Consider the following 15,601-nt stretch of genomic DNA (forward strand, 5'->3'; position numbering starts at 1 on the left):
GTGGGCACCCTGGTGCGGTGACGACACCACAGCTGTCCGCCGCGCGGGCCGGCGTCGCCGAACGGGCGGTCGAGTCCCGGCACCTGCGCCGGGTCTGGGGCGTGCCGGGCACGGCCCTCGGCGCGGCCGCGTGGCCGGTCGACTGGCCCGGCCGGGTGCACGCCCGGTTCGGCTACTGGTGGCAGGCGCACCTGCTGGACTGCGTCCTCGACGCCCAGCTCCGCTCCCCGCGCGACGCCCGGGTGGCCCTGGTGCGGCGGCTCGTGCGCGGCATCCGGCTGCGCAACCTGGTCGGCTGGACCAACGACTTCTACGACGACGTCGCGTGGCTGGGGCTGGCGCTGCTGCGGGCCGAGCGGGAGGTCGGCGTCGCCCGGCCGAAGGCCGTCGCCGCCATCGCCGACCGGTTGCGCTCCGGGTGGACCGACCACGGCGGCGGCGGGATCTGGTGGAAGCGCGACGACGACTTCAAGAACGTGCCCGCCAACGGCCCGGCGGCGATCTTCTTCGCCCGGCTCGGCGAGCGCGGCGACCTCGGCCGCGCGCGGTCCACGGTGGACTGGGTCGAGGAGCACCTGGTCGACCCGGAGACCGGGCTGGCGTGGGACGGGCTGCACGTCCACCCGGACGGCACGGTCCGCGAGGTGGAGAAGAACTTCTACACCTACTGCCAGGGCGTGCTGCTCGGCGCGTGCGTGGAACTCGGCTCCGCGCGCTACGAGGACAAGGCGGCGCGGATCATCACCGCCGTCGACAAGCACCTCACCACCGACGGCGTGCCGCGCGGGCACGGCGCCGGCGACGGCGGCCTGTTCGGCGGCATCCTGACCCGGTACCTGGCCCAGGCCGCGCTGCGGCTCGACCGGCCCGAGGCGGCCCGCGCCGCGGATCTGGTGCTCGACTCGGCGGAAGCGGTGTGGGCCAACCGGACCGCGGTGGTGAGCGGGCCGCTGTTCGGTCCGGAGTGGACCGAGCCCGCGACCGCGGAGTCCGGTCGGGACCTGTCCGTCCAGCTGGGCGGGTGGATGGCGCTGGAGGCCGCCGCGCTGCTGGAGCGCAAGGGGCTCACCCGGACCTGAGCCACCCGAGCAGCGTCGCCGCGTCCGCCCGGAACGCCGCCGGCGAGTCGTCGGCGACGAACTCCAGCAGCACGTGCCGGTCGACGCCGTCGCGGCCCACCTCCCGCAGCACCGGCAGCCACAGGTCCTCGCGCGCGGCCAGCGGCAGCCGGTCCGACCAGCCGCCCGGGCCCCAGGAGAACACGTGGGCGGTGGTCAGCGCCGGCAGCAGCGCCCGCACCTCGCCGAGCGCGGCCGGCACGTCCTGCGCGCCGCCGGGCTGCCAGTAGGGCGCCGGCGACGGGTGCCCCACCTCGGCGAACAACCGGGTCGCGGACGGGAGCGCGTCGGTCAGCGTGTTCGGGTGGTACTCCACCGCCACCACGACGCCCGCCGCCTCCGCCGCCACGGCCGCCGCGCGCAGCGCGTCGACCACCGCCGCCCGCTGCCCGGCCGACGCGTCGGCCGACCCGGTCGTGCCCGCCCACACCCGCACCCGCGGCGCGCCCAGCTCCACCGCCGTCGCCAGCACGGCGTCCCACTCCGCCGGGTCGGAGACGCCCGCCCGGTGGTAGGAGCCGTAGGCGGAGACGACCAGCCCGGCGTCCGCGCACCGCCGCCGCGCGTCCCGGGCCGCCGCCAGGTCGTTCAGCGGCACGTGCGCGTCACCGCCCCACTCGACGGCCGACAGGCCGCACTCGTGCGCGAGGGCCACCACCTCCGGCACCGGCAGCGCGCGGAACGTGACCGAGGCCAGGCCGGGTGTCAGCACGTCGCCACGCCGCTCAGCGGCAGCCGCAGGACCGGCGGTGCCGCAGCACCGGCGGCAGCCGGATCGTCTCCGGCGCCCGGTCCGGGTCCTCGATCCGGGCCAGCAGCAGCCGCACCGCCGTGCGCCCGATCTCCTCCACCGGCTGCGCCATCGCGGTCAGCGGCGGGTCGACCAGCTCGGCCCACTCCACCTCGTCGTAGGTCACCAGCGCCAGGTCCGAGCCGATCCGCACGCCGCGCGACCGGGCCGCGCGCAGCACCTCGATCAGCGCCTGGTGGTCGTTCACCACCACGCCGGTGACCTGCCCGAGCAGCGGCTCCAGCGCCGGCCGCACCAGGTCCTCGTCCCACGCCAGCCCGGCCCGGCCCAGGCCCAGCCGGTAGCCGAGCACCCGCTCGTCCGTGGTCGCCAGGCCGGGTCGGCCCGACACCAGGCCGATCCGCCGGTGCCCCAGCTCCGCCAGGTGCCGCACCAGCGCGGACGTCGCCTGCACGTTCTCCGGGCCGACCTGGTCGGTGTCCTGCGCCACGGTCAGCCGGTCCACCAGCACCGTCGGCACGCCCAGCCGGCGCAGCTCGGGCAGCGCGGCCGAGCCGGACGTCGGCGTGAGCAGCACCCCGTCCACCCGACGCGACCGCAGCATCCGCACCGCGGCCCGCTCGGACTCGGCGGTGTCGCGGGTGTCGATCAGCACCAGCGTGTAGCCGGCCCTGGTCGCCTCGCCCTCGATCGCCGCGATCAGCTCGGCGAAGTACGGGTGCGACACCAGCGACACGGCCAGGCCGAGCGACTTCGTGCCGCCGGTGACCAGCGACCGCGCGATGGCGTCCCCGGTGTACCCCGTCTCCTCGACCGCCTTGAGCACCCGCTCCCGGGTGTCGGCGGCGACCGACCTGGTCTCGTTGATCACGTGTGAGACCGTGGTGATGGAGACGCCCGCGAGCTGGGCGACCTCCCGCATGGTGACCATGGACTCGTCCCCGTTCGGGCTTGCGCAAGCGATTGCGTGGGGACTTTACCTGCCAGGAGGCACGCGCGTGGTGTCCGTGCTGTGTGTCGGGCTGACGACCGTCGACGTGAGCCAGCGCGTCGCGGAGTTCCCGGCGCCGGGGCAGAAGGTCCAGTCGCTCGGCGTGGACCTGTCGCCCGGTGGTCCGGCCGCCAACGCGGCGCGCGCGGTGGCGGCGCTGGGGCGCCGGGCCGTGCTGCTGACCGCGGTGGACGGCGAGCTGGGCGCGTTCGCCCGGTCCCGGCTGCACCCGGTGGAGGTGCGCTCGGTCGGCGCGGGCGGTCCGGCGCTGAGCGCGGTCGCGGTGCGCGAGCGCGACGGCGAGCGGACCGTGATCTCGCGCAACGCGGTGGGGTTCGACGCCGACGTCGAGGTGGACCCGGAGCTGGTGGCGGCGGCGGACGTGGTGCTGGTGGACGGCCACCTCGGGCCGCTGGCGCTCCGGGCGGCGCGCCTGGCCAGGCGGGCGGGCGTGCCGGTGGTGCTGGACGCGGGCAGCTGGAAACCCGTGCTGGCCGACCTGCTGCCGCTCGTGGACGTCGCCGCGTGCTCGGCCGCGTTCGAGCTGCCGGAGGCCGAGCTGCACGCCCGCGGGGTGCCGCTGGTGATCCGCACGCACGGCCCGCGTCCCGTCACGTGGTCGAGCGGTGGTGCCACCGGCTCCCAACCGGTACCTGTTGTCGAGGCGCGCGACACCAACGGCGCCGGCGACGTGTGGCACGGTGCGCTGGCGATCGCGGTCGCCGAAGGGCTGGCGGTGCACGAGGCCGTCCGGTGGGCGAACGAGGTCGCCGCGGTGCGCGTGCGCCACACCGCGCGGGACTGGGTGGAGGAGCTGGGACGGTGGCGGAACAGCGGGTGAGGTTCGACGAGCTGGTCGACCGGGCGCGGCTGCTGGTGGACGCGGGCGAGCGCCGCATCCTCGGCATCGGCGGCGCGCCGGGCTCGGGCAAGTCGACGCTGGCGCGCCGGCTGGTCGACGCCCTGGGCGACGACGCCGCCCTGGTCGGGATGGACGGCTTCCACCTGGCCCAGCAGGAGCTGGAACGGCTCGGCGCCGCCGACCGCAAGGGCGCGCCGGACACGTTCGACGTCCCCGGCTACGTCGACCTGCTCGGCAGGCTCAAGGCGTGCGGCCCGGACGTCGTCTACGCGCCGGAGTTCCGCCGCGAGGTCGAGGAGCCGATCGCCTGCGCCGTCCCGGTCGACCCCTCCGTGCCGCTGGTCGTCACCGAGGGCAACTACCTGCTGATGCAGTACGACAAGTGGAAGCGCGTGCGGGTGGTGCTGGACGAGGCGTGGTTCCTGGAGGTCGACGAGGACCTGCGGGTGGCCCGCCTGATCGACCGCCACGTCCGCTACGGGCGGTCCGTCGAGGAAGCCCGCGAACGGGTGTTGCACGGCACCGACCACGTGAACGCGCTCATGGTGAACGCCTCCAAGGCCACCGCCGACCTGGTCATCACCGAAGTGCTGTGACCGCTACGAGTGGCTGTGACCGCTACGAGGCGGTGCTGACCTCTTCGTCCACCGGCTTGCGCATCTCCTGCCGGTAGCGGTACAGGCCGTAGGCGGTGCCGCCGACGAAGAACGCGATGCTGACGACCACCGCGACCGTCTCCAGCCACGGCACGGCGGCCAGCAGGCCCGCGCCGTAGTAGCCGGCCAGCACCAGCGTCGGCACCCACGCGATCGCGCCGATGGTCGTGGCCAGCATGAACCGCTTCGGGTCCATCCTCGCCGCGCCCGCGATCATCGGGGCCAGCGTGCGCACCCACGGGATCCACCGGGCGAGCACGATCGCCCAGAAGCCCCGCCGGTCGAGGAAGTCCCGGGCCTTGGCCAGGTTCTCCTTGTTGAGCACCCGGCCGCCGCGGCGGGCCAGCAGGCGCGTGCCGGTGTGCCTGCCGATGTAGTAGCCGATCTGGTTGCCGACGACGGCCACCAGGAGCGCGGCCAGCGACAGCAGCCACGCGGACAGCTCGCCGTCGTGCGACGCCAGCACCACACCGGCGGCGAACAGCAGCGAGTCGCCGGGGAGGAAGAGGCCGAAGACGAACGCGCACTCGAAGAAGATGAAGCTCAGCGTGATCAGCCACACGGCCAGCGGGCCTGCGGAATCGAGCTGGATGAACGCGACAGCTTCGGACGTTGCGGACAACTCCACGTGGCCCAGACTACGTGGGACCGCGCGGACTTCTGGGCCACATGGGGATAACAGCTTGCCGAAGCCCGGGTTTCGTGGCGGGCAGTGCGCGCCCGAACACGCGCTGGAGCGGCTGCTGCCCTCTCGGGCGACCTCCAAGAGAGGTCCCTACGGCATTCCGCAGTCCGATGCGACCCCCTGCTCACCGGGCCGGTCAGCGGTTAGCGTGGACGGATGGAGTCCCTGCTCGCCGAGCTCCGCTCCGCCGTCGGCGTCGACGCGGTGCTGACCGATCCCGACGTCACCGCGAGCTACCGGCGGGACATGATGCCGCTGGCGCCCCACGGCCGGCCGCTGGCCGTGGTGCTGCCGACGTCCGCCGAGCAGGTGCGGGCGGTGGTCCGGGCGTGCGCGGCGGCGCGGACGCCGATCGTGCCGCGCGGCGCGGGCAGCGGCCTGTCCGGCGCGGCGAACGCCGTCGAGGGCTGCGTGGTGCTGGTGACCACGAAGATGAACGCCATCCTGGAGATCGACCCGGACAACCGGCTGGCCGTGGTCGAACCCGGGGTGGTGAACCTCGACCTGCGCGCCGCCGTGGAGAAGCACGGGCTGTTCTACCCGCCGGACCCGTCGAGCTACGACTGGTGCACGATCGGCGGGAACCTGTCCACCAACGCGGGCGGGCTGTGCTGCGTGAAGTACGGCGTCACCACGGACTCCGTGCTCGGGCTGGACGTGGTGCTCGCCGACGGCGAGCTGCTGCGCACCGGCCGGCGGACCGTCAAGGGCGTCGCGGGCTACGACCTGACCAAGCTGTTCGTCGGCAGCGAGGGCACGCTCGGCGTGATCACCCGCGCCACCCTGGCGCTGCGCCCGCTGCCCCAGTCCCCGGCGACGCTGGTGGCCTCGTTCGGCAGCACGGCGGACGCGGGCGCGGCGGTGAGCCGGGTGGTGACCGAGGGCGTCGTGCCCTCGTTGATGGAGATCATGGACCGCACCTCGATCCGCGCGGTCGAGCAGTACCTGAAGACCGACCTGAGCGCCGAGGCGGCCCTGCTGCTCTGCCAGTCCGACTCGGGCGGCGAGGCGGGTCGGCGCGAGCTGGCCGCGATCGAGCAGGCGTGCGTGGCCGCGGGCGCCGAGCTGGTCTACGCGACCGAGGACCTGGGCGAGGGCCGTGACCTGCTCGCGGCGCGGCGGGCGGTGCTGACCGCGCTGGAGGTCTACGGCGCCTGGCTGACCGACGACGTGTGCGTGCCGCGGACGCGGATCGCCGACCTGATCGCCGGGTGCGAGCGGATCAGCGAGTCGGCCGGGCTGCGGATCGCCGTGGTCGGCCACGCGGGCGACGGCAACATGCACCCGACGATCGTCTACGACCCGGCGTCGGAGGACGAGTTCGCGCGGGCGCGGCGGGCGTTCGACGAGATCCTGGGGCTGGGGCTCGCGCTGGGCGGCACGATCACCGGCGAGCACGGCGTCGGCAAGATCAAGCGCGACTGGCTGGCCCGCGAGATCGGGCCGGTCGGCCTGCGGGTGCACCGGGAGATCAAGCGGGCGCTCGACCCGGGCAACCTGTTCAACCCGGGCTCGATGTTCGACGCCCCCGGCTAGCGCGGCGGCGCCGGCTCAGTCGACGCGGCGGATCCGCTGGGTCTCGTCCATCCGGTCGTCCACCATGTCGATGACCTCGGTGATGTCGGCCGCCTCCTGGGCGAGCAGCGACTTCTTCTCCCGCCGCGCCTTGACCACCTCGATGATGATCGGGACGACCGAGAGCAGCACGATCAGGATCAACATCATCTCGAGGTTGTCGCGCACGAACTGGATCTGGCCGAGGAAGTAGCCGAGCACGGTCAGGCCCGCGGCCCACGCGATGCCGCCGATCAGCGAGTACGTGAAGTACTTGCGCGCGTCCATCCGGCCCACGCCCGCCATCGCGGTGATGAACGTGCGCACGATCGGCACGAACCGCGCCATCACGATCGCGCGGGCGCCGTACTTGTCGAAGAACTCGTGCGTCTTGTCGACGTACTCCTTCTTGAAGATCTTCGACTCGGGCTTGCTGAACAGCGCGGGCCCGGCCCGGTACCCGATCCAGTACCCGACCACGTTGCCCACCAGCGCGCACGCCGTGAGCAGCAGGCACACCAGCCACAGCGGGTAATCCAGCAGCCCCGAGGCCACGAACAGGCCCGCGGTGAACAGCAGCGAGTCGCCGGGCAGGAAGAAGCCGACCAGCAGCCCGCACTCCGCGAAGACGATGAAGCACAGGCCGACCAGCATGTACGGTCCGAGCCCCTGGAGCAGGACCTGCGGGTCGAGCCAGTCCGGACCGAGGGCAACCGTGGAGGTGAGCGCGACCGTCACGGCGACCACGGTACAGGCATCAACTGAGCGTCATGACCGCCACGACCGTGCCGGCGGCCAGGCCGAGCAGCACCGCGAGCAGCAGCACCCACCCCGCGCCGAGCGGCGGCCGGACCTGCCGCACCGGCACGCGCGGGTGCGCGCCGGTGCCGGCGGCCTGCGCGCGCAACGCGTCGGCCACCAGTTTCTCGTGGTCTTCGGGCACCGGGTCAGTCTTTCACCCACTCGCCCCGGCTCATCACCTCGCGCGGCTTCAGCTCGGTGTCCAGGACCACGACGTCGGCCGCGAGACCCGCGCGCAGCTCACCCGTGCGGCCCCGCAGGCCCAGCAGCGCGGCCGGGTGGGTGGAGGTGGCGCGCACGGCCTCCTCGACGGTGAGCCCGCACGACTGGACCGCGTTGCGGAACGCGGCGTCCATGGTCAGCGTGCTGCCGGCCAGCGCCGCGCCGCCGGCGAGCGTCGGCACCCCGTCCACCACCCGGACCTCCAGGCCGCCGACGTCGTACACGCCGTCGCCGACGCCCGCCGCCGCGATCGCGTCGGTGACCAGCACGGTCCGCCGCGCGCCCGCGTGCCGGGCGGCGAGGCGCACGGCGGTCGGGTGCAGGTGCACCAGGTCGCAGATCAGCTCCACGGTGACCCGCTCGTCGTCCAGCAGCGCGCCGATCGGACCCGGTTCGCGGTGGTGCAGCGGGCGCATCCCGTTGAACAGGTGGGTGGCGACGGTCGCGCCCGCCTCGACGGCCGGCCGGATCTGCGCCTCGGTCGCGTCGGTGTGGCCGATCGCGGCCAGGACATCGTTGTCCACGAGGTGGCGCACCGCGTCCACGCCGTGCTCCAGCTCCGGGGCGACGGTGATCATCCGGACCGCGCCGCCGCCCGCGTCCAGCAGCCGGTCGATCGACGCCCGGTCGGGCGGGCACAGGATGGCCGGGTCGTGCGCGCCGCAGCGCGCGGCGGACAGGAACGGGCCCTCCAGGTGGATGCCCGCGACCACGCCGTCGTGCACGAGCTCGGTCAGCGCCTTGACCTGGTCGGCGAGCTCCGGGATCGGCCTGGACACCAGGCTGGCCAGCAGCGTGGTCGTGCCGTGCCTGCGGTGCGCGTTCGCCGCCTTGCGCACCCGGGCCGGGTCGGCGCTGGTGAACGCCTCACCGCCGCCACCGTGGCAGTGGATGTCCACGAAGCCCGGCACCAGCCAGCTCCCGGCCACGTCCTCGGTCGGCCCGTCCGGCGGCGCCCCCTCGCCGACGGCGGCGATCAGGCCGTCCCGGACCGCGACCCACCCCTGGTCGAGCACCCCGTCGGGCGTGACGACCCGACCACCGGTCAGGGTCACGTCCACGGGTCCACCCCACGTGCTCATCTCTCCTCCAGCATGTCGATGGCCAGCAGCGCGGCCCCGAGGCACCCGGCCTCGTCGCCCAACGCCGCCAACCGCAGTTCCGGGCGTCGCTGGAACGTGATCAGCTCGTCCAGTCGTCCACCCAGCGGATCCGTCAGCTGCGGACCCGCCAGCGCCAGGCCGCCGCCCAGCACCACGGCCTCCGGCCCCAGCAGGGCGGCCACCAGCAGGATGCCCCTCGCGAGCGCGTCGACCGCCTCCCGCCACACCACCGCCGCGTCGGCGTCGCCCGCGCCGAGCAGCCTCGCCACCTCCGCCGCGCCGTCCACCTGGCGATCCGTCCGCTCGGTGTAGCGGCGGGCGATCGCGGCGCTGCTCGCCCGCGCCTCGACGCAACCCGTCTGGCCGCAACCGCACGGGTCGCCGTGCCCGACGTCCACGTGCCCGACCTCGCCCGGCGCCGGCGAGACCCGGCCGTCCAGGACGAGGGCGGCGGCGATGCCGGTGCCGATGGGCATGATCACCGCGTTGGCGAGGTCGCGCGCGTTGCCCTGGCGCAGCTCGGCGAGCCCGCCGGCCCGCACGTCGTGCCCGAAGGCGGTGCGCAACCCGGTGGCCGCCGCCACCCGCTCGCGGAACGGGAAGCGCTCCCAGCCGAGGTTGGCCGAGTACACCCCGGTGCCGCCCGCCTCGTCCACGATGCCGGGCACGACCAGCCCGATCGCGTCGACGGGGTGCTCGCAGGCCGCGCGCAGCTCGTCGACCAGGGAGGTCACGTCCTCGACCACGGCCTCCCCGCCGCGCCGGGTGGGCCGGCGCTGCTGCTTGACCGGCCGCACCCCATCAGGGGTGCCGCTGACCAGGGCCGCCTTGGTCCCCGTTCCGCCGACGTCGACGGCTATCACGTGTCTGGTGCGCGCCACGAGGACCGATACTGCGGCATCCGACCGCCATTGGTCTATACCAAGTGTCCGATTGGGTCAGTCCGGTGACGTTCGGAAGACGGTTGTCCACAGGTCGGGATCGCCGGACCGGGGACGTCGGTCCCCTCCGGGAGAATCAAGACAGGGGTCCCTGGGCGGGGACCCCTGCGAAGCCGTGCGGGCGGTGGTCGATTCCACGCCGCGACCGGGTGTTCAGGCCGCTACTTGCCGGCCATGATCTTCTGCAGCGCGTCCAGCGCGCGGCTCGCCGTGCTCTTCACCGTGCCCTTGCTGATGCCGGTGGCCTCGGCGATCTCGGCTTCCGACAGGTCGCCGTAGTACCGCAGCACCAGCACCTCGCGCTGCCGCGGCGGCAGTTGGGACAGCGCCGCCACGACCGCCTGGTGCTCGGCGGTCAGCATGGCCAGGCTCTCCGCCGACCGGGCGTTCGCCACGTGCGGCGGGGTGTAGTCGCGGGCGGTCTTGCGGCGGCGCAGGACGCTGCGGGAGCCGTTGACGACGGCGGTCCGCAGGTAGCCGACGGCCGCCTGGGCGTCGCGCAGGTTGGACCAGTTGCGGTGCAGGCCGGTGAACGCCTCCTGCACCACGTCCTCCGCCGTGGCCGGCTCGTCCACCAGCAGCAGGGCCAGCCGCACCAGCCGCATCCGGTGCTGGCGGTAGAGGTCTTCCAGGGTCAGCGGGCCGGTCGGGGCCGGTGCCGCGCCGTCCTGGATCCGCAGGTTCGTCAGCGTGTCCTGCACACGCGCGATGCCGCCGCTGTTCCGATCAGGACCGACCACGGAAAAGACGTTACCTCCTCACGGGGTAGCTTCGGCGCGGCGCTGCACAACGGAGGTGGGCTTTCGATGGCTCGGTACGCGGTCGAGTTGGTGTTCGGGGACGACCAGGACGCGCGGATGGCGGTCCGGCCCGCGCACCGCGAGTACCTGGCGGAGCTGGTCGAGCGCGGTGTGCTGCTGGTGTCCGGTCCCTGGACCGACCAGTCCGGCGCCCTGCTGGTCTACGAGGTCGCCGACGAGGCCGAGCTGCGCGACGTCCTCGCCGCCGACCCGTACACGCCCGCCGGCGTGGTGGCCGAGACGCGCGTGCACGAGTGGGCGACGTTGATGGGCTCCTGGCTCTAGGCCCCCGGCGCTCTGACCCTCCGGTGCTCTAACCCTTTCGGGCCGCCTGCCCGCCCGGTCCCACCAGGCCGGACAGGTCGTTGGCCGCCATCTCGCGGTCGGCCGCGGGCACCGACCTGGGCGCCTGGCGGTCGACCACCCTCGGGGTGAGCGCGCGGAACAGCTTCAGACCGCCGACCCAGCCCGGAACGTGCACCGCCCTGGACCGCCGGGTGATGCCGCGCACCACCGCCTTGCCGACGTCGGCGACCGGGTACTTCTTGCTCGCCAGGCCGGGCATGCCGCTGCGCAGCGGGCCGAAGACCGGGTGCTCGTCGGCGCTCTCGACCATGTCGGTGGAGATCCACGAGAAGTACGCCACGCCGACGTCGACGCCCAGGTGCCGCACCTCGGCCCGCAGGCTGTCGGCGAACGCCTCGCAGCCCGCCTTCGCCGCCGAGTACGCCGCGTTGCCCGGGATGTGCACGATCGCCGCCAGCGACGACACGACCAGGCAGTAGCCGCGGCTCGCGACCAGGTGCGGCAGGCAGGTCCGGACCGTGCGCCACACGCCGAGCAGGTTGACCTCGATGACCCGCTCGAACGCGGCCGGGTCCATCGACCGGATGAACCCGGTGGCGGCGACGCCCGCGTTCGCCACCACGACGTCGATGCCCCCGTAGTGGTCGACCACGCCGTCCACCGCGGCGCCCAGCGCCTCCCAGTCGGTGACGTCGGCCTCCCACGCTCGGCCGCCGCACCGCTCGGCCACCTGCCGCAGCTGCTCGCCCTCCAGCCCGACCAGCGCGAGCTTCGCGCCCTTCGCCGCCAGGCGCCGCGCCACCTCCGCGCCGATGCCCCTCGCCGCACCCGTGATCAGGACGACCTTGCCCGCAACGTCCACGGTGACCTCCTCAGCCGCTGTGCCGGGAGGCCACCGTAACGCAACTTACCGCCAGTAAGCTACTGGAGAGTTAAACTCGGCTCGCGGTGGTCAGCGCCTCCACCTCGTCCGCGCCCAGCTCCAGCTCCAACGCGGGCAGCAGGTCCGCGAGCTGCTCGGTGGTGCGGGCCGACGCGATCGGCGCGGCCACGGTCGGCTGCTGCGCCAGCCACGCCAGGGCGACCGCCGACTGGGTGGCGCCGCGGGCCTCGGCGACCTCGTCCAGCGCGGCGAGGACCCGCAGCCCGCGCTCGTCCAGGTACTTCGACGCGGCGGCGGCCCGCGCGCTCTCGACCGCGACGCCCGGCCGGTACTTGCCGGTCAGGAAGCCCTTCGCCAGGCCCCAGTACGGCGCGGAGGACAGCCCGTGGTCGGCCACCGCCCGGGACAGCTCGCCCTCGTAGGACCGGTCGACCAGGTTGTACGCCTGCTGCAGCGCGACGAACCGGGCGAAGCCCTCCCGCTCGGACACCGCGAGCGCGGACGCGAGCCGGTCGGCGGTGTAGTTGGACGCCGCGACGTGCCGGACCTTGCCGCTGGTCACCAGCCGGTCGAAGGCGGCCAGCGTCTCCTCCTGCGGCGTGTCCGGGTCGTCCTGGTGCGCGTAGTACAGGTCGATGTGGTCGACGCCGAGGCGGCGCAGCGAGTCCTCGGCGGCCCGCTCGACGGTGCCCGCCCGCAGGTCGTCCAGCCCGCCCAGCATCCCGACCTTGGTCGCGACCACGACCCGGTCCCGGTTGCCGCGGGCGCGCAGCCACCGGCCGATGATCGTCTCCGACTCGCCGCCGGTGTGGCCCTCGGCCCACGCGGAGTACGCGTCGGCGGTGTCCACGAAGTTGCCGCCCGCCGCCACGAAGGCGTCCAGCACGGCGAACGAGGTCCGCTCGTCGGCGGTCCAGCCGAACACGTTGCCGCCCAGGCACAGCCGCGACACGTCCAGGTCGCTGGTTCCCAGTTTCGTCATGTCGCGAAGCTACGGCCGGTGCTCCATTCGCGCCGAATGGAGCAGCCAGGGCTAAATCGTGGTCCGGCGCGGTCGCCGGTCATCGGCGTGACCCGACCGGTTCCCGGTCGACATCAGCGTCGGGCGCCACGAATGCGCAGGTGAGGTGCGTCACAGTCGCTACCGGAAGCCGGCCCACCACCTGGACGTGCCGCGCGATCGGCAGGCGTCGCGCGGGGTCGCGGCCGCCGTGGCGGGCCGGCCGCGACCCCGCCGCCGACTAGTTGTCCGAGACCTCGACGCCGTTCCAGAACGCGACGTGGTCCTTGATGTTGGTCGCGGCCGACTTGGGCGCCGAGTAGTACCAGGCGGCGTCCGGGTTGTCCTTGCCGTTGACGTGCAGCGTGTAGTAGCTGGCCTGGCCCTTCCAGGCGCAGGTCGTGGTGGTGTCGGAGGGCTTCAGGTACTCGGCCTTCACCGACTCCAGGGGGAAGTAGTGGTTCCCCTCCACCACCTCGGTCTTGTCACTCTCGGCGATGATCTCGCCGTTCCACCGTGCGATCGCCATGACACCACTATGCCGTTGATCATCTTTCCGCGCCGGGCGGTGCCCGTAGGATGCTGCCGACACCGCGTTCCGGGCACCCGAGGAGGACCCACCGATGCCCATCGCAACCCCCGAGGTCTACGCCGAGATGCTCGACCGCGCGAAGGCGAACGAGTTCGCCTACCCCGCGATCAACGTCACCTCGTCCGAGACCCTCAACGCGGCCCTGCGTGGTTTCGCAGAAGCCGAGAGCGACGGGATCATCCAGGTCTCGACCGGTGGTGCCGAGTTCGCCTCGGGCACCAAGGTCAAGGACATGGTGACCGGCGCGGTTGCGCTGGCGGAGTTCGCGCACGTGGTCGCCGAGAAGTACCCGGTGAACATCGCGCTGCACACCGACCACTGCCCCAAGGACAAGCTGGACGGCTACGTCCGCCCGCTCGTCGCGATCAGCCAGGAGCGGGTGGACCGCGGGCTGAACCCGCTGTTCCAGTCCCACATGTGGGACGGCTCGGCCGTGCCGCTGGACGAGAACCTGAAGATCGCGTCCGAGCTGCTGGACCTCACCGCCAAGGCGAAGATCATCCTCGAGATCGAGGTCGGCGTCGTCGGCGGCGAGGAGGACGGCGTCGCGCACGAGATCAACGAGAAGCTGTACACCTCGCCCGAGGACTACCTGAAGACGGTGGACGCCCTCGGCGCCGGTGAGAAGGGCCGCTACCTGGTCGCGGCGACGTTCGGCAACGTGCACGGCGTGTACAAGCCGGGCAACGTGAAGCTGCGCCCGGAGATCCTGAAGCAGGGTCAGGACGTGGTGGCCGAGAAGCTGGGCCTGCCGGCCGGCTCCAAGCCGTTCGACCTGGTCTTCCACGGCGGCTCCGGCTCGCTGCTGGAGGAGATCCACGAGGCGCTGACCTACGGCGTCATCAAGATGAACATCGACACGGACACGCAGTACGCGTTCACCCGGCCGATCGTGGGTCACTTCTTCCAGAACTACGACGGCGTGCTCAAGGTGGACGGCGAGGTCGGCAACAAGAAGGCCTACGACCCGCGCTCCTACCTCAAGGCCGCCGAGCAGGGCATGGCCGCCCGCATCGCGCAGGCGTGCGAGCACCTGAAGTCGTCCGGCCGCATGATCGCCGGCTGAGGCGCCCCGCACGGCGAACGGCCCCCTCCGCGGTTCGGCGGAGGGGGCCGTTCCGCGTCCTAACGGCGGTTCATGCGGCAGACGGCGGCGTCCACGAGGGCGGTCTGGGCGGCCGCCAGGTCGGGGTCGGCGAGCTCGAAGGTGGTCGTCATCAGCACGGTGGCGGTGCGGGTCCCGGCGGCGTCGGTGTAGTTGTGGCTGCGGTAGCCGGGGAAGCCGCCGGAGTGGCCCCAGACCGTCCCGCAGGACGTCCTGACCTCCATGACGCCCAGGCCGTAGCCGTTGGCGCTGCCCCCGCCCTGGGGCACCGGGTCGCGCATCTCGTCCAGCAGGCGCCGGGGGACGAGCCGGCCCGACATCAACGCGGTCAGGAACCGGTTCCAGTCCTCCGCGGTGGACACCAGCCCGCCCGCGGCCCACGCCGGGCTGAGGTCGATCCCGGTGACGTCGACGTGCTCGTGCAGCCGCGGACCGGCGAAGCCGTCGCCGACGGGCGTGCCGGGCGGGAGCAGCGGGCCCAGGTGCTCGGCGTCGGGCTCGTACCCGTGCGCGTGCCTGCCCCGGAACCCGGCGCCGGTGGCGAGGTAGGTGTCCCGCAGGCCCAGCGGCCGGATCACCCGGCGCTCGACCAGGTCGGCGTACGACCGGCCGGTCGCGGCCTCCAGCACCATGCCGGTGAGCGTGTAGTTGGTGTTGCTGTAGTCCCACCGCTCGCCCGGCGCGAAGAGCGGCGGGTGCGACACGGCGACGGCGACCAGGTCGGCGGGCGGCCAGGGCGCGGGCCGCTGCCCGGTGAGCAGGCCGAGCAGGCGCGGGTCGTCCAGGTAGTCGAACAGCCCGCTGGTCTGCCGGAGCAGCATCTCCAGCGTGATCGCCGAGCCGTTCGGCACCACGCCGGGCAGCCACCGCTCGACCGGGTCGGCCAGGTCCAGCCGGCCCTCGGCGACGAGCTGCAGGACCAGCGCAGCGGACACCGTCTTGGTGTTGGACGCCATCTTGAACTCGTCGTCCACTCGCAGCCGGTGGTCGGGGACCGTCCAGCGGGCCTGCCGGACGACCTCCACCGGTCGGCCGCGCCCGTCGTCCACCCGCACGACGACACCGGGCACGCCGGCCGCCACGGCCCGCTCGACCACGTCGGTCAGCCGGTCGGGGCCGGCGGTCGCGAGGCCGGCGGTGGCCGCGGTCAGCGACACCGCGGTCAGCGACACCACCGAGGCGGCTGCCGCGGTCGCGCGCAGAAGTCGGCGCATGAGAACTCCCCCTGGAG

Annotated in this window: 18 protein-coding genes; 6 read left to right on the forward strand and 12 right to left on the reverse strand. The window is 73.5% G+C overall.

The annotated features are described in order from the left end of the window. Nucleotides 1-17: 17 nt before the first annotated feature. Nucleotides 18-1,079, forward strand: a complete 1,062-nt coding sequence (locus AB0F89_RS08175) for a glycoside hydrolase family 76 protein (protein WP_367134153.1) — start codon at nucleotides 18-20, stop codon at nucleotides 1,077-1,079. Here AB0F89_RS08175 and AB0F89_RS08180 read toward each other — a convergent pair. Together AB0F89_RS08180 and AB0F89_RS08185 are read right to left on the reverse strand one after the other, a co-directional pair. Continuing rightward, nucleotides 1,066-1,830 carry a TIM barrel protein gene (locus AB0F89_RS08180; RefSeq protein WP_367134155.1) on the reverse strand — a complete coding sequence of 255 codons (765 nt, stop codon included), beginning with the start codon at nucleotides 1,828-1,830 and terminating at the stop codon, nucleotides 1,066-1,068. The genes AB0F89_RS08175 and AB0F89_RS08180 overlap by 14 nt on opposite strands. 13 nt (nucleotides 1,831-1,843) lie before the next feature. After that, nucleotides 1,844-2,800, reverse strand: coding sequence for a LacI family DNA-binding transcriptional regulator (locus AB0F89_RS08185; protein ID WP_367134157.1), 957 nt, complete (start codon nucleotides 2,798-2,800; stop codon nucleotides 1,844-1,846). Between the two features lie 76 nt (nucleotides 2,801-2,876). Here AB0F89_RS08185 and AB0F89_RS08190 point away from each other — a divergent pair, with 76 nt between their 5' ends. Together AB0F89_RS08190 and AB0F89_RS08195 are read left to right on the forward strand one after the other, a co-directional pair. After that, a complete protein-coding gene (locus AB0F89_RS08190; protein ID WP_367138780.1) occupies nucleotides 2,877-3,701 on the forward strand; it encodes a PfkB family carbohydrate kinase in 825 nt (274 codons plus the stop codon). Continuing rightward, nucleotides 3,683-4,318 carry a nucleoside/nucleotide kinase family protein gene (locus AB0F89_RS08195; protein WP_367134159.1) on the forward strand — a complete coding sequence of 212 codons (636 nt, stop codon included), beginning with the start codon at nucleotides 3,683-3,685 and terminating at the stop codon, nucleotides 4,316-4,318. The genes AB0F89_RS08190 and AB0F89_RS08195 overlap by 19 nt, the downstream gene beginning before the upstream one ends. Before the next feature lie 22 nt (nucleotides 4,319-4,340). Here the strand turns inward: AB0F89_RS08195 and AB0F89_RS08200 are convergent, their stop codons facing one another. Next, a complete protein-coding gene (locus AB0F89_RS08200) occupies nucleotides 4,341-5,006 on the reverse strand; it encodes a DedA family protein (protein WP_367134161.1) in 666 nt (221 codons plus the stop codon). Nucleotides 5,007-5,219: 213 nt separating this feature from the next. Between AB0F89_RS08200 and AB0F89_RS08205 the strand changes: the two genes are divergently transcribed. After that, complete coding sequence (locus tag AB0F89_RS08205) at nucleotides 5,220-6,599, forward strand: FAD-binding oxidoreductase (RefSeq protein WP_367134163.1); 1,380 nt, start codon at nucleotides 5,220-5,222, stop codon at nucleotides 6,597-6,599. Between the two features lie 15 nt (nucleotides 6,600-6,614). On the opposite strand, the gene AB0F89_RS08210 is transcribed toward AB0F89_RS08205, so the two are convergent. The 5 genes from AB0F89_RS08210 to AB0F89_RS08230 all read right to left on the reverse strand — a co-directional run bounded on the left by AB0F89_RS08210 (nucleotide 6,615) and on the right by AB0F89_RS08230 (nucleotide 10,424). Then, a complete protein-coding gene (locus AB0F89_RS08210; protein ID WP_367134166.1) occupies nucleotides 6,615-7,364 on the reverse strand; it encodes a DedA family protein in 750 nt (249 codons plus the stop codon). Nucleotides 7,365-7,374: 10 nt separating this feature from the next. After that, nucleotides 7,375-7,560, reverse strand: coding sequence for a hypothetical protein (locus AB0F89_RS08215; protein WP_367134168.1), 186 nt, complete (start codon nucleotides 7,558-7,560; stop codon nucleotides 7,375-7,377). Nucleotides 7,561-7,564: 4 nt separating this feature from the next. Beyond that, a complete protein-coding gene (gene nagA, locus AB0F89_RS08220; RefSeq protein ID WP_367134170.1) occupies nucleotides 7,565-8,722 on the reverse strand; it encodes an N-acetylglucosamine-6-phosphate deacetylase in 1,158 nt (385 codons plus the stop codon). Next, entirely contained in the window at nucleotides 8,719-9,624 is a 906-nt protein-coding gene (locus AB0F89_RS08225; protein ID WP_367134172.1) for an ROK family protein, read from the reverse strand. The genes nagA and AB0F89_RS08225 overlap by 4 nt, the downstream gene beginning before the upstream one ends. 221 nt (nucleotides 9,625-9,845) lie before the next feature. After that, nucleotides 9,846-10,424: a SigE family RNA polymerase sigma factor gene (locus AB0F89_RS08230; protein ID WP_367134174.1), complete on the reverse strand. Its 579-nt coding sequence runs from the start codon at nucleotides 10,422-10,424 to the stop codon at nucleotides 9,846-9,848. 66 nt (nucleotides 10,425-10,490) lie between these two features. Between AB0F89_RS08230 and AB0F89_RS08235 the strand changes: the two genes are divergently transcribed. Continuing rightward, nucleotides 10,491-10,769 carry a YciI family protein gene (locus AB0F89_RS08235; protein WP_367134176.1) on the forward strand — a complete coding sequence of 93 codons (279 nt, stop codon included), beginning with the start codon at nucleotides 10,491-10,493 and terminating at the stop codon, nucleotides 10,767-10,769. A 28-nt stretch (nucleotides 10,770-10,797) separates the two neighbouring features. On the opposite strand, the gene AB0F89_RS08240 is transcribed toward AB0F89_RS08235, so the two are convergent. The 3 genes from AB0F89_RS08240 to AB0F89_RS08250 form a co-directional block, all read right to left on the reverse strand. After that, the gene (locus AB0F89_RS08240; RefSeq protein ID WP_367134178.1) at nucleotides 10,798-11,652 is read right to left on the reverse strand and encodes an SDR family oxidoreductase; all 855 of its coding nucleotides are present in this window, start codon (nucleotides 11,650-11,652) and stop codon (nucleotides 10,798-10,800) included. A gap of 70 nt (nucleotides 11,653-11,722) precedes the next feature. Continuing rightward, the gene (locus AB0F89_RS08245; protein WP_367134180.1) at nucleotides 11,723-12,655 is read right to left on the reverse strand and encodes an aldo/keto reductase; all 933 of its coding nucleotides are present in this window, start codon (nucleotides 12,653-12,655) and stop codon (nucleotides 11,723-11,725) included. Between the two features lie 259 nt (nucleotides 12,656-12,914). Then, nucleotides 12,915-13,202, reverse strand: coding sequence for a DUF427 domain-containing protein (locus AB0F89_RS08250; protein WP_367134182.1), 288 nt, complete (start codon nucleotides 13,200-13,202; stop codon nucleotides 12,915-12,917). A 94-nt stretch (nucleotides 13,203-13,296) separates the two neighbouring features. Between AB0F89_RS08250 and fbaA the strand changes: the two genes are divergently transcribed. Further along, nucleotides 13,297-14,331, forward strand: a complete 1,035-nt coding sequence (gene fbaA, locus AB0F89_RS08255; protein WP_106616058.1) for a class II fructose-bisphosphate aldolase — start codon at nucleotides 13,297-13,299, stop codon at nucleotides 14,329-14,331. Nucleotides 14,332-14,390: 59 nt separating this feature from the next. Here the strand turns inward: fbaA and AB0F89_RS08260 are convergent, their stop codons facing one another. Then, on the reverse strand, nucleotides 14,391-15,584 hold the full coding sequence (locus AB0F89_RS08260) for a serine hydrolase domain-containing protein (protein ID WP_367134185.1): 1,194 nt from the start codon (nucleotides 15,582-15,584) through the stop codon (nucleotides 14,391-14,393). Nucleotides 15,585-15,601: the final 17 nt, after the last annotated feature.

It is taken from the genome of Saccharothrix sp. HUAS TT1 (genome assembly GCF_040744945.1).
Lineage (GTDB): Bacteria > Actinomycetota > Actinomycetes > Mycobacteriales > Pseudonocardiaceae > Actinosynnema.

Coding starts and splice junctions, on each gene's coding strand:
- AB0F89_RS08185 (WP_367134157.1), bottom strand. CDS start 2,800: ATGGTCACCATGCGGGAGGTCGCCCAGCTCGCGGGCGTCTCCATCACC.
- AB0F89_RS08260 (WP_367134185.1), bottom strand. CDS start 15,584: ATGCGCCGACTTCTGCGCGCGACCGCGGCAGCCGCCTCGGTGGTGTCG.
- AB0F89_RS08235 (WP_367134176.1), top strand. CDS start 10,491: ATGGCTCGGTACGCGGTCGAGTTGGTGTTCGGGGACGACCAGGACGCG.
- AB0F89_RS08245 (WP_367134180.1), bottom strand. CDS start 12,655: ATGACGAAACTGGGAACCAGCGACCTGGACGTGTCGCGGCTGTGCCTG.
- AB0F89_RS08250 (WP_367134182.1), bottom strand. CDS start 13,202: ATGGCGATCGCACGGTGGAACGGCGAGATCATCGCCGAGAGTGACAAG.
- fbaA (WP_106616058.1), top strand. CDS start 13,297: ATGCCCATCGCAACCCCCGAGGTCTACGCCGAGATGCTCGACCGCGCG.
- nagA (WP_367134170.1), bottom strand. CDS start 8,722: ATGAGCACGTGGGGTGGACCCGTGGACGTGACCCTGACCGGTGGTCGG.
- AB0F89_RS08205 (WP_367134163.1), top strand. CDS start 5,220: ATGGAGTCCCTGCTCGCCGAGCTCCGCTCCGCCGTCGGCGTCGACGCG.